This is a genomic window from Paenochrobactrum glaciei (assembly GCF_039522165.1).
Taxonomy (GTDB): Bacteria; Pseudomonadota; Alphaproteobacteria; order Rhizobiales; family Rhizobiaceae; genus Paenochrobactrum; species Paenochrobactrum glaciei.
The window spans coordinates 413,848-426,321 of record NZ_BAAADE010000002.1 but is presented as its reverse complement, the minus strand read 5'-3'; the positions used below and the strand labels follow the sequence as shown (position 1 = coordinate 426,321).

The window sequence follows — 12,474 nt, the reverse complement described above, 5'->3', positions numbered from 1 at the left end:
CAGAAAATGATCGAAATCAGTTTTCTGCCAGTCGCCCCTGTCATACACAGTGGGGCACATGATGACAAATATTTTTAACCAAGCAAAATCATGAACTTACATGGGCTTCCTGAAAGTAACCGCATGAAATTCATGGCTTTTTATGCGTCCCACGCTCTTGTCTTAAACGCTGCCAATAATCAAGACGCTTGCGCAATTCACGCTCAAAGCCACGCTCCACCGGCTCATAGAAACTCTGGCGACCTAGTTTTTCAGGGAAATAATCCTGCCCCGAAAAAGCATCCGGCTGATCATGGTCATAAGCATAACCATCGCCATAGCCCTCGCCCTTCATCAGCTTGGTTGGTGCATTCAGAATATGTTTGGGCGGCAGAAGCGAACCATGCGCCTTTGCTGTGGCCAAGGCCGCTTTATAGGCCACATAAACTGCATTGGATTTAGGCGCTGTTGCCAGATAAACGCAAGCCTGCGCGAGTGCAAGTTCACCTTCCGGCGAGCCCAGATAATCATAGGCATCTTTGGCAGCATTGCAGATTGCCAAGGCCTGCGGATCAGCCAAACCGATATCTTCAACCGCCATGCGCACCAAACGGCGACCGATATAAAGCGGGTCTTCACCGGCATCAAACATGCGGCAGAGATAATAAAGCGCTGCATCAGGATCAGATCCACGCACAGATTTATGCAAGGCCGAAATCAGATTATAATGACCATCCTGCCCTTTGTCATAAACGGGTGCACGGCGCTGAACGATCTCCTGCAATGTCTCAACATCAAAGATTTCGTCCGGCTTGGCAGCGCGCCAAACCTCTTCCGCCAAAGTCAAAGCAGCGCGACCATCACCATCCGCCATACGGATAAGACTTTGCCGCGCATCATCATCCAAAGGGAGTGCGCGTTCTTCCTGCGCTTCAGCCCGTTTCAACAACACCGAAATGCTGGTTTCATCATGCGGTTTGAAGGTTAAGACACGCGCCCGCGACAAGAGAGCGGCGTTTAACTCAAAAGACGGATTTTCCGTCGTCGCACCAATCAGAATAACCGTGCCATCTTCCATCACAGGCAGGAAACTGTCCTGCTGGGCGCGGTTGAAGCGATGGATTTCATCCACAAACAACAAAGTCTGACGGCCAGACATGCGTCTGGAGCGTGCCATTTCAAAAACACGCTTCAGATCAGCAACGCCGGAGAAAATTGCCGAAATCTGCTCAAATGCCAGATCGGTTTCACCGGCAAGCAAACGAGCGACCGTTGTTTTTCCTGTGCCCGGAGGCCCCCAAAAGATCATCGACCCCAATGTACCTGACGCAATCATGCGGCTCAGCACACCTTCTTCACCTGTCAGATGCTCTTGGCCGGATACTTCGCCCAAGCTACGGGGACGCATCCGGTCAGCCAATGGCCGGTTGCGGTCGGCCAATGGATCAGGGGATGCCGAAAAAAGATCGCTCATTCTTATCTCACAATTGACCGGACTATCTTCAAGATAACCGGTTATCGCACAAATTGTCGTATCAAAGCGCCGTCTCGTTCAAATTCAAGCCGCCACATCAATCCGCGACCGGCACTCAAGGCCGATTGCAAATCTTGTATATTACGGATCGGGGTACCGTTGATACCACGAATAATATCAGATGGGCGCAAACCCAAACGCTGTGCAGGCGAACCACGATAAATATCAGATACCCCTACTCCTGTCGTGGCTTCAGGCAGTCGCAGCTTTTTGCTGGAGGCAGCATTGAGCTCGACCACAGAAGCACCGGCTAACGGGTTGTCGCCTTCAATCAATTGCGGCGCAATATCTTTCACGGCCGGTTCTTTTTCAAGCTTCACCGCAATCGTCTGCGTTTTGCCATCACGCAGGATATCAAGATCAACCGTTTTACCGATGCCGGCAGTGGACAGACGATACCCCAACACATCAGGATTATCAGCGCGCACACCCTGCACACGCAAAATCACATCGCCGATTTTCAATCCGGCCTTAGCACCCGGCCCGTCTTTAACAAGGGCTGCGATCAAAGCCCCATATGGCTGCTCCATACCCAGACTATCAGCAACGTCACGTGTGATCGTTTGGAAAGTGGCACCGATAAACGGACGCACAAAGCTGGAATTACCCGCAGCCGCAGCATCAACAACGGCTTTCACCATATTAGAAGGAATCGCAAAACCAATACCGATAGATCCACCCGAACGGGAGAAAATCGCTGTATTAATACCGATCAGGCTGCCTTGCATATCAATCAAAGCGCCACCAGAGTTACCCGGATTAATCGCAGCATCTGTCTGAATGAAAAAATCAAAGTCAGAGATACCGACTTGCGTGCGCGATTGCGCCGAAACAATACCGCTTGTTACCGTCTGACCAACCCCGAACGGGTTGCCAATTGCCAGCACCAGATCACCCACTTCCACTGCATCAGAATTGCCTAATGCCAGAACCGGAAATTTTTCTTTACCCTCGATCTTCAAAACAGCCAGATCGGATGTTTTATCGCGCAGCAAAATGCGGCTTTCATATTCGCGGCCGTCCGACATCGCCACTTTGATCTCATCGGCATCTTCAATGACGTGATTATTGGTAATCACAATGCCGGATGGATCAACGATCACACCGGAACCGAGCGATTGCTCAATGCGTGGCTTGCGCTGACCAAAACTATCGCCAAACTGACGACCAAAAAACTGTTCAAAAAACGGATCACCTGCAAAAGGTGAACTGCGTTGCTGTACCTGACGTGCCGCATAAACATTCACCACAGCCGGCGCTGTTTGTTTCACGAGCGGTGAAAAAGATGCCTGTATTTGCGCACGACTTTCAGGAACGGCACGCGTTACTGCATCTTGCGCCAAGGCAGCGCTGCCAGCCGCAACGGCTGAAACCGCCATGAATGTACCTACAAGCATAGATCGCCAAGCTGTCATACGATACTCCATTCACTGTAAAGCCCAGATTATAATCTGTGATTCATGGCATAATGTAGTCGAAACTGAAGCTGTTTAAACCATGCCCACGCATTAAATACGCAAGCAAGGGCAAATCGCAGAAGAATTGCGTAAAAATCTAAATCAAAAAGCTAAAAAAGAAAAAGGAGCCCGAAGGCTCCTTGATCTTATCCAGTCATGAGACTGAAAATTATGCTGCATCAGCTTCGTTAGCCTGTTCAGCTTCAACGCGGGCGAGATCTTTCGCGCCTTTTGCGTTTACATCGCGCTCAACAAACTCAACAACAGCCATAGGCGCATTATCACCATAGCGGAAGCCCGCTTTCATGATGCGAATGTAGCCGCCGTTACGGGTTGCGTAACGGGTTGCGATTGTATCAAACAGTTTGCCAACCAGTTCAACGTTCTGAATAGCAGAAATTGCCTGACGACGTGCATGCAGGTCGCCACGCTTGCCGAGAGTGACAAGCTTTTCTACGATCGGACGGATTTCCTTGGCTTTAGGAAGGGTCGTTACGATCTGTTCATGCTCAATCAGCGACGCTGCCATGTTAGCGAACATTGCTTTGCGATGCGAGGCGGTGCGGTTCAGCTTACGCTGTGCATTACCGTGGCGCATGGCCTTCTCCTTTAATCTTTTTTAACCGAGCGGTGCCGGCTCAATATTGGTCTTCGTAGCGTTTTGCGAGATCTTCGATATTCTCAGGCGGCCATGTTGGAATTTCCATACCAAGATGGAGTCCCATTGACGCAAGAACTTCTTTGATTTCGTTCAACGATTTGCGGCCGAAATTCGGAGTCCGCAGCATTTCGGCTTCCGTTTTCTGAATGAGGTCGCCGATATAAACGATGTTATCGTTCTTGAGGCAGTTAGCTGAACGTACTGAAAGTTCCAGTTCGTCAACTTTCTTAAGCAGTGCCGGGTTAAACGCCAGTTCTGCTTCCTGCTCCTGCGGGGCTTCCTTTTGCGGCTCTTCAAAGTTGACAAAAATTGCCAGCTGGTCCTGAAGAATACGTGCTGCATAAGCAACAGCATCTTCACCACTAACCGCACCATTTGTCTCAATGTTGAGCGTCAGCTTATCATAATCAAGAACCTGACCTTCACGGGTGTTCTCAACCTTATAAGAGACTTTACGCACCGGTGAATAGAGGCTGTCGACTGGGATCAAGCCAATCGGAGCATCTTCAGCACGGTTTCTGTCGGCAGGGACATAGCCCTTACCGGTGTTGACGGTGAATTCCATACGGATTTCCGCGCCCTCATCGAGGGTGCAGATAACGTGATCCGGATTAAGAATTTCAACGTCACCAACAGTCTGAATATCGCCGGCGGTTACAACGCCCGGGCCTTCTTTACGCACAACCATGCGCTTAGGACCCTCGCCTTCCATACGGATAGCGATTTCTTTGATATTCAAAACGATATCGGTTACATCTTCACGAACACCCGGAATTGACGAGAATTCATGCAGAACGCCGTCAATCTGAACAGCGGTAACAGCTGCACCACGTAAGGATGACAAAAGCACCCGGCGCAGAGCATTACCAAGGGTCAGACCGTAGCCGCGCTCTAAAGGCTCGGCAACCACTGTTGCATGCGTATGCGAACCACTGGTGAGAAACTCAACCTTGTTAGGTTTAATCAGTTCCTGCCAATTTTTCTGAATCATTTTATTTTCCTTCATCCAACCGTCGCTACCATCCAATCGTAGCGATCAAGCGAAGAAGCCGCACGGGAAGAAGACTATTAAAAGCCTTGCCCACATGCGGCAGTGAACAGAAATTATACGCGGCGCTTCTTACGAGGACGGCAACCATTGTGCGGGATAGGTGTCACGTCACGAATCGATGTGATCACGAAACCAGCAGCCTGCAGGGCACGCAGTGCTGATTCACGACCTGAACCCGGACCACAAACCTCAACTTCGAGGGTTCGCATGCCATGTTCCTGTGCCTTTTTGGCGCAATCTTCAGCAGCGATCTGTGCAGCAAACGGGGTCGATTTACGTGAGCCTTTGAAACCCTGAGCACCGGCTGACGACCAGGCAATAGCATTGCCCTGCGCATCAGTGATTGTGATCAGTGTGTTGTTGAACGTTGAATTAACGTGTGCAACACCGGTCGAAATATTCTTACGTTCTCTACGACGAACGCGAGTGGCATCCTTGGCCATGTCAGTCCTTCCAATTGATCTCTACACCGCCGTAATTCCAGCGGCTCCACCAGTCCCGAATACTCGGACACAGGACTAGCATCAAATTTCATATGCTTAAGAATAAGCACGCAGCGCTTGGCTAAAGCGCTACGGATTATTTCTTCTTACCGGCGATTGCCTTTGCAGGACCCTTACGGGTGCGCGCATTGGTGTGGGTGCGCTGACCGCGTACCGGCAATGAACGACGATGACGCAGACCGCGGTAGCAGCCCAGATCCATCAGACGTTTAATGTTCATCGAAACTTCACGACGCAGGTCACCTTCAACCTGGTAGTCAGCATCGATTGCTTCACGAATCTGAAGTACTTCAGCGTCGGTCAACTGGTTGACGCGACGTTCAGCAGCGATTCCGACTTTCGTCACAATCTGCTGTGCAAATTTTGGTCCGATCCCGTGAATATACTGAAGCGCAATGATTACGCGTTTATTCGTAGGGATGTTGACGCCAGCGATACGTGCCACGCGTTTTCTCCTTGAGAAGTGTTAATGTCCTGTCCGGACGTTATATTCGATTGCCCTAATCCAGACAGTTTTCATGCCCGATACCGGATCAAGCGCCTTTTGTACGCAAAACCGACATCGACCACTTAGATAATCGAAGTGGGGCTGTCATTGACGGAATCGTCGGCAAAAGTCAACCATTAAGTAACTTTTACCGACACCGTCAGTCGTGAGATAGCTTGCTTCAGATTAAGCTGAAGCAAGTATCGCAGCGATTTCTTTCGTAACGGTATCGACTTCTGCCATACCATCTACCGTTTTCAACTCACCGGTCGATGCATAATGATCTGACAATGGTGCAGTTTTTTCACGATATTCTATCAAACGCTTACGGAAAGCTTCCGGATTATCGTCGGAGCGAACCTGACCGCCTTTAGCGATTGTTTCAGCAACACGATTTTCCATACGCTTAACCAAAGCGGATTCATCAACCTTCAGCTCAATAACAGCATCCAGTTTCAAGCCCTTACCGGCAAGCATATCGGCGAGTGCCACAGCCTGCGGTACGGTTCTCGGATAACCATCCAGAATGAACCCATTGGCGCAATCAGCCTCATCAATACGATCAGAAACGATCGCATTGACGATTTCGTCGGAGACGAGCTGACCTGCATCCATAACAGCCTTAGCACGTTTACCAACTTCGGTTTGTTGCGCAACGGCTGCGCGCAACATATCACCGGTCGACAATTGTGGGATCCCATATTGCGCTGTCAGCAATGAAGCCTGCGTGCCCTTACCAGCTCCTGGTGGTCCAAGAAAGATCAATCTCATCTGCTACGTTTCCCGCCTCTTAGTTTGGACTTCTTGATGAGTCCCTCATACTGGTGCGCAATCAGATGGCCCTGTACCTGTGAAACAGTATCAAGCGTGACACTGACCACGATCAGAAGCGATGTTCCACCCAAATAGAACGGTACACCGGTTGCGGAAATAAGGAACTCAGGAAGCAAACATACTAATGTAATATAAATAGCACCTACGACGGTAATGCGAGTCAGCACATAGTCGATATATTCTGCGGTACGTTCACCCGGACGGATACCCGGAATAAAGCCTGAATGTTTTTTCAGCTGGTCAGCAGTGTCCTTCGGATTAAAGACAATCGCTGTGTAGAAGAAACAGAAGAAAATGATCAGTGCAGCGTAAAGCAGCATATATAGCGGCTGACCATGACCAAGCGCATTCAGAATAGCCGAACCCCAAGCCGGCATGTTCTCCGAATTTGCAAAGCCGGCAACCGTTGCAGGCAACAATAACAATGAAGAGGCAAAGATTGGCGGAATAACACCGGCAGTGTTCAATTTAAGTGGCAGGTGCGATGTATCACCCTGGAACATGCGGTTACCCACTTGACGCTTCGGATACTGGATCAGCAAGCGGCGCTGCGCACGTTCAACAAATACAATCACAGCAATCAGAATAATCGCCAGAATAATAACGGCCAAAATCAGACCGGTCGACAATGCACCTGTACGGCCAAGCTCAAGTGTACCGGAAATGGCACTTGGCAAGTTGGCAACAATACCGGAGAAAATGATCAGAGAAATACCATTACCGATACCGCGTGCAGTGATCTGCTCACCGAGCCACATCAAGAACATGGTACCACCAACCAGTGTAATCACAGAAGATACACGGAAGAACATACCAGGCTCAGTGACAATGCCGCTGCCCGATTCCAAACCTACAGAAATTGCATAGGCCTGAACGAGCGCCAAAAGCACGGTGCCGTAACGGGTATATTGGTTGATGACTTTACGCCCTGCTTCACCGTCTTTTTTCAAAGCTTCAAGTGAAGGTACAACCGATGTCATCAGCTGCACGATAATGGACGCGGAAATGTAAGGCATGATCCCGAGGGCAAAAATAGCCATACGACCCACAGCACCACCGGCAAACATATTGAAGAGGCCTAAAACCCCTTGCGAATGTTGCTGGAATGCCTGAGCCAATGCATCAGGGTTAATACCAGGTAGCGGGATATAAGTACCAAACCGATAAACAAGCAATGCGCCTAGTGTAAACCAAATACGCTTCTTGAGTTCTTCCGCTTTGGAGAAAGCTGAAAAATTAAGGTTGGATGCAAGCTGTTCAGCAGCCGATGCCATAAAAATACTCCGGTGAAATCTCAGGCCTCGCCTCTAGATCCGTCAAGACGCTTCTAGGTCTGTTAAGATTTGAGTTCAAGTGGTTTTGATATCGCCCTACAAACCGGAATTCAATACAGAGTTAGCAAAAAGAGTACCGATAAAACATGTATTGCGACCATCAGAACAACGACAACACGAATCTAAACAGACGATTAGCGCAGGCGTTCTTAGCCAGATAAGCGCACAAGCTCAAATATGCAAGCGGCGGCTCGAAGGCCGCCGCTATTTAATTTGCTTATTCAGCAGCAGAAGCTGCCTCAGGTAGCTTTACGCTACCGCCAGCTTTTTCAACTTTTTCGATTGCAGCCTTTGAAGCGCCTGCAACATCAAAAGTTACTTTAGCTGTGATTTCGCCGTTTGAAAGCAGACGTACGCCGTCTTTTGCACGACGAATCACGCCAGCTGCAACCAGAGCTTCAACAGTTACAACAGCTGATGCATCCAATTTGCCTGCATCGATTGCAGCCTGAACGCGTTCAACAGAAACAGTGTTGAATTCTTTAGCAAAAATGTTGGTAAAACCGCGCTTAGGCAAGCGACGGTAAATTGGCATCTGGCCGCCTTCAAAACCGTTGATGGCAACGCCTGAACGGGACTTCTGACCCTTCACACCGCGACCACCGGTCTTACCGGTACCCGAACCAATACCACGGCCTACACGCTTGCGTGCTTTAACTGCACCTGGCTTTTCACGCAGATCGTTGAGTTTCATCTCTATATCTCCCTGCGGCTCAAGCCTCGTCCACTACGCGGACGAGATGCTGGACGCTACGGATCATGCCGCGCACTGAAGGTGTATCTTCAAGTGTTGAACGACGACGCATTTTGTTAAGTCCCAGACCGATAAGCGTTGCACGCTGCTCAGCCGGACGACGGATTGGGCTACCGATCTGTTCGACCGTAACCGTCTTACCCTTCTTCTCAGCCATCACTGAAATCCTTTATCATGGGCAAACTTATAAATAAGTCTGCTTAAGCTGCTAGCTTACTCTTCGGAACCAACAACATCAGCGCGACGCGCCTGCAATGTCGAATACTTAATACCACGCTGTGCAGCAATATCCTTAGGATGCATCTGATGTTTCAGAGCATCAAAGGTCGCGCGCACCATGTTATAAGGGTTTGATGAACCAAGCGACTTAGCAACAACGTCCTGCACGCCAAGGGTTTCAAAAACCGCACGCATAGGACCACCGGCGATGATACCTTTACCGGCAGGTGCTGAGCGAAGCAGAACTTTACCGGCGCCATGACGACCAGCAACATCATGATGAAGTGTACGGCCTGAGCGAAGTGGTACGAAAATCATATCGCGCTTGGCAGCTTCAGTTGCCTTGCGGATTGCTTCAGGTACTTCACGAGCCTTACCGTGACCAAAGCCAACGCGGCCTTTCTGATCGCCGACAACAACGAGTGCAGCAAAACCGAAACGACGGCCGCCCTTAACAACTTTGGCAACACGGTTAATGTGTACCAGCTTATCTACGAATTCACTGTCGCGTTCTTCGCGACCGCGCTCTTCGCGATTACGGTCTCTCTGTGCCATATCCTGTTTCCTTTTTCTTTTCCGGAAGCACAATGTAAATGCTCAGGGTTTATGAGAGTCACCCCTCACCCGAACACTGCGGTGCATAAACGGAAAAGGGAAAACTTACAAGTCTTCCCTTCCCCAACACCATAAATTTTACATCTGTTAAAACAGAAGCAAAATTAGAAGCTCAGACCGCCTTCACGGGCTGCATCTGCCAAAGCCTTGATACGGCCGTGGAAAATGAAAGCGCCACGATCAAAGACAACTTCTTTGACGCCGGCTTTAGCAGCACGCTCGGCAACCAACTTGCCTACAGCAGCAGCTGCAGCCTGGTCAGCACCGGTCTTCAATGAAGACTTCAGGTCACCTTCGAGTGTGGATGCAGCAGCAACTGTTACACCACGGGAATCATCGATGATCTGTGCGTAAATGTTTTTCGAAGAGCGATGTACGCTAAGACGCAAACGACCATTCGCAACAGCTTTGAGCTGACGACGGACGCGTGCAGCGCGACGCTGAGTAGTTTGTTTTGGCGATGCCATGACGCGCGCTCCTTACTTCTTCTTGCCTTCTTTACGGACGATCACTTCGCCAGCATATTTCACGCCCTTGCCCTTATAAGGCTCAGGTTGACGATATTCGCGAATTTCTGCTGCGACCTGACCGACCACCTGCTTATCAATACCGTTAATTACAATTTCTGTAGGTTTCGGTACTGTAACGGTGATGCCAGCTGGCACTTCGTAAACAACTTCGTGGCTGAAGCCGAGGGAAAGCTGAACATTTTTACCCTGCATTGCTGCACGGTAACCAACGCCGTTGATTTCCAGCTTCTTTTCAAAGCCGTCAGTGACACCAACAAAAATGTTGGAAATCATTGTACGCGCCATGCCCCACTTAGAACGTGCATCTTTAGAGGAATCACGTGGAGTTACAGAAACTGCACCATCTTCCAATGAAACAAGCACTTCTTCGTTGACGACATAAGACAATTCGCCTTTTGCGCCTTTGGCTTTAACGGTTTGCCCATCGACGGTGGCGGTTACGCCCGCCGGAACCGGCACGGGTTTCTTACCGATACGAGACATTTTTCTACCTGTCCGTTTCTATGTAAATTGCCTGTCGCATCAGAAGATGCGGCAGAGCAACTCACCACCAACGTTTTGATCGCGGGCTTCGTGATCAGCCATAACACCCTTAGGTGTTGACAAGATCGAAATACCAAGTCCGTTTGCGACCTGCGGGATCGATTTAACCGACACGTAAACGCGACGGCCAGGCTTGGATACACGCGTAATTTCGCGAATAACCGGAGCACCTTCGTAATATTTCAGTTCGATTTCGATCTCGGCCTTGCCGTTTTCGAATGCGCTCTGCGTATATCCGCGGATATAACCTTCAGCCTGAAGAACATCCAGAACACGGGCGCGCAATTTAGACGCAGGTGTTGAAACCTTGGTCTTCTTACGGCCGATTGCGTTACGGATGCGGGTCAGCATATCGCCGATTGGATCTGACAAAGACATCTATTTCTCCTTACCAGCTCGACTTGACCACGCCTGGTACCTGACCAAGCGAACCCAACTGACGCAACGCAATACGCGACATTTTCAGCTTACGGTAGTAACCACGTGGACGTCCTGAAACTTCGCAACGATTGCGAATACGGACCTTGGATGAATTACGCGGCAATTCGGCGAGCTGGATGGTGGCGCGGAAGCGCTCTTCCAGCGGAAGGCTTTGATTCATTACAATCGCCTTCAGACGAGCACGCTTTTCAGCATGACGCTTAACCAACTTTTCGCGGCGCTTATTTTTTTCGACTGCGCTAGTCTTGGCCATTTTCTATACCTCGCTACGCTTGTCGTTACTGGCGGAACGGGAAGTTGAAGGCACGCAGAAGTGAGCGCGCTTCATCATCCGTCTGAGCAGTCGTGCAAACGATGATGTCCATGCCCCAGATCTGATCAACTTTATCGTAGTTGATTTCTGGAAACACGATGTGTTCCTTAATACCCATGGCGAAGTTGCCACGACCATCAAAGCTCTTAGGATTCAGACCGCGGAAGTCGCGAACGCGCGGAAGCGCAATCGTTACCAAACGATCCAGGAATTCGAACATGCGTTCGCCACGAAGAGTTACTTTCGTGCCGATTGGCATTTCTTCACGCAATTTGAAGGTTGCGATCGAATTACGTGCACGAGTGATGACCGGCTTCTGACCTGCAATAAGAGCAAGATCTTCAGCAGCGCGTGCAGGCTTTTTAGAGTCCGCAGTTGCTTCACCAACACCCATATTGATGACCACTTTATCGAGACGTGGAATCATCATTTCGTTGCTGTACTTGAATTCTTCAAGCAAAGCTTTACGGATTTGATCCTGATAAAGCTTCTTGAAGCGGGGAAGTGCCTTAGCTTCAGCCATTGATCAGCGCTCCAGAACGTTTTGCGACACGTACTTTTTTGCCATCTTCAATGCGGAAACCAACGCGGGTTGGCTTACCGTCTTTAGGATCGGCAATCGCCAGATTTGACAAATGAATCGGAGCCTCTTTCGAGATAATTCCGGCTTCTTGTGTCTGTGTCTGACGCTGATGGCGCTTCACAAGATTGATACCGCGAACAACCGCCTGGTCATCCTTTGGCATAACTTTGATAACTTCGCCGGTACGGCCTTTGTCCTTACCGGCAAGCACGACAACGCTGTCGCCTTTGCGAATCTTTTGCATCGTGTGCTTCCCTTACAGAACTTCCGGAGCCAGCGAAATGATCTTCATGTGGTTCTTAGCGCGAAGTTCGCGTGGAACCGGTCCGAAGATACGTGTGCCGATAGGCTCTTTCTTGTTATCGATGATAACGGCAGCATTGTTATCGAAACGGATAACACTACCGTCAGCGCGACGGATGTCTTTGGCAGTACGCACTACGACTGCCTTCATCACATCACCCTTTTTGACGCGGCCGCGCGGAATAGCTTCCTTGATTGACACCACAATGATGTCGCCCACGGAAGCATATTTACGCTTCGAACCGCCCAGCACCTTGATGCACATGACACGGCGTGCGCCGGAGTTATCCGCCACGTCGAGGTTTGTTTGCATCTGAATCATGACTGGCCGCC

General features: G+C 49.9%; 18 protein-coding genes. All 18 read right to left on the bottom strand.

The window, feature by feature from the left end:
• Positions 1 to 130 precede the first annotated feature (130 nt).
• Positions 131 to 1,453, bottom strand: a complete 1,323-nt coding sequence (locus tag ABDZ76_RS08425; RefSeq protein WP_343804296.1) for a replication-associated recombination protein A — start codon at positions 1,451 to 1,453, stop codon at positions 131 to 133.
• Positions 1,454 to 1,494: 41 nt separating this feature from the next.
• Positions 1,495 to 2,928 (bottom strand): DegQ family serine endoprotease, encoded by a 1,434-nt coding sequence (locus ABDZ76_RS08420; protein ID WP_374844611.1) that lies wholly within the window; start codon positions 2,926 to 2,928, stop codon positions 1,495 to 1,497.
• A gap of 211 nt (positions 2,929 to 3,139) precedes the next feature.
• Entirely contained in the window at positions 3,140 to 3,568 is a 429-nt protein-coding gene (gene rplQ, locus ABDZ76_RS08415; protein WP_184218637.1) for a 50S ribosomal protein L17, read from the bottom strand.
• 40 nt (positions 3,569 to 3,608) lie between these two features.
• The gene (locus ABDZ76_RS08410) at positions 3,609 to 4,622 is read right to left on the bottom strand and encodes a DNA-directed RNA polymerase subunit alpha (protein WP_184218640.1); all 1,014 of its coding nucleotides are present in this window, start codon (positions 4,620 to 4,622) and stop codon (positions 3,609 to 3,611) included.
• A gap of 113 nt (positions 4,623 to 4,735) precedes the next feature.
• Positions 4,736 to 5,125, bottom strand: coding sequence for a 30S ribosomal protein S11 (gene rpsK / locus ABDZ76_RS08405; protein ID WP_343804290.1), 390 nt, complete (start codon positions 5,123 to 5,125; stop codon positions 4,736 to 4,738).
• A gap of 136 nt (positions 5,126 to 5,261) precedes the next feature.
• Positions 5,262 to 5,630, bottom strand: a complete 369-nt coding sequence (rpsM, locus tag ABDZ76_RS08400; RefSeq protein ID WP_343804286.1) for a 30S ribosomal protein S13 — start codon at positions 5,628 to 5,630, stop codon at positions 5,262 to 5,264.
• 228 nt (positions 5,631 to 5,858) lie between these two features.
• Positions 5,859 to 6,443, bottom strand: coding sequence for an adenylate kinase (locus ABDZ76_RS08395; protein ID WP_343804283.1), 585 nt, complete (start codon positions 6,441 to 6,443; stop codon positions 5,859 to 5,861).
• On the bottom strand, positions 6,440 to 7,780 hold the full coding sequence (gene secY, locus ABDZ76_RS08390) for a preprotein translocase subunit SecY (protein ID WP_343804280.1): 1,341 nt from the start codon (positions 7,778 to 7,780) through the stop codon (positions 6,440 to 6,442). The genes ABDZ76_RS08395 and secY overlap by 4 nt, the downstream gene beginning before the upstream one ends.
• Positions 7,781 to 8,057: 277 nt before the next feature.
• Positions 8,058 to 8,534 (bottom strand): 50S ribosomal protein L15, encoded by a 477-nt coding sequence (gene rplO, locus ABDZ76_RS08385; RefSeq protein WP_343804277.1) that lies wholly within the window; start codon positions 8,532 to 8,534, stop codon positions 8,058 to 8,060.
• 19 nt (positions 8,535 to 8,553) lie between these two features.
• The gene (gene rpmD, locus ABDZ76_RS08380) at positions 8,554 to 8,751 is read right to left on the bottom strand and encodes a 50S ribosomal protein L30 (protein ID WP_184218657.1); all 198 of its coding nucleotides are present in this window, start codon (positions 8,749 to 8,751) and stop codon (positions 8,554 to 8,556) included.
• Positions 8,752 to 8,807: 56 nt separating this feature from the next.
• Positions 8,808 to 9,368, bottom strand: coding sequence for a 30S ribosomal protein S5 (gene rpsE, locus ABDZ76_RS08375; RefSeq protein WP_343804272.1), 561 nt, complete (start codon positions 9,366 to 9,368; stop codon positions 8,808 to 8,810).
• A gap of 164 nt (positions 9,369 to 9,532) precedes the next feature.
• On the bottom strand, positions 9,533 to 9,895 hold the full coding sequence (gene rplR, locus ABDZ76_RS08370; protein WP_184218664.1) for a 50S ribosomal protein L18: 363 nt from the start codon (positions 9,893 to 9,895) through the stop codon (positions 9,533 to 9,535).
• 12 nt (positions 9,896 to 9,907) lie between these two features.
• Positions 9,908 to 10,441: a 50S ribosomal protein L6 gene (gene rplF, locus ABDZ76_RS08365; RefSeq protein WP_184218667.1), complete on the bottom strand. Its 534-nt coding sequence runs from the start codon at positions 10,439 to 10,441 to the stop codon at positions 9,908 to 9,910.
• Positions 10,442 to 10,480: 39 nt separating this feature from the next.
• The gene (gene rpsH / locus ABDZ76_RS08360) at positions 10,481 to 10,879 is read right to left on the bottom strand and encodes a 30S ribosomal protein S8 (protein WP_343804267.1); all 399 of its coding nucleotides are present in this window, start codon (positions 10,877 to 10,879) and stop codon (positions 10,481 to 10,483) included.
• A 10-nt stretch (positions 10,880 to 10,889) separates the two neighbouring features.
• Entirely contained in the window at positions 10,890 to 11,195 is a 306-nt protein-coding gene (gene rpsN / locus ABDZ76_RS08355) for a 30S ribosomal protein S14 (protein WP_184218671.1), read from the bottom strand.
• A 25-nt stretch (positions 11,196 to 11,220) separates the two neighbouring features.
• Positions 11,221 to 11,778 carry a 50S ribosomal protein L5 gene (rplE, locus tag ABDZ76_RS08350; protein WP_184218673.1) on the bottom strand — a complete coding sequence of 186 codons (558 nt, stop codon included), beginning with the start codon at positions 11,776 to 11,778 and terminating at the stop codon, positions 11,221 to 11,223.
• A complete protein-coding gene (gene rplX, locus ABDZ76_RS08345) occupies positions 11,771 to 12,082 on the bottom strand; it encodes a 50S ribosomal protein L24 (protein WP_184218675.1) in 312 nt (103 codons plus the stop codon). The genes rplE and rplX overlap by 8 nt, the downstream gene beginning before the upstream one ends.
• A 12-nt stretch (positions 12,083 to 12,094) precedes the next feature.
• Positions 12,095 to 12,463 carry a 50S ribosomal protein L14 gene (gene rplN / locus ABDZ76_RS08340; protein WP_184218677.1) on the bottom strand — a complete coding sequence of 123 codons (369 nt, stop codon included), beginning with the start codon at positions 12,461 to 12,463 and terminating at the stop codon, positions 12,095 to 12,097.
• Between the last annotated feature and the right edge of the window lie 11 nt (positions 12,464 to 12,474).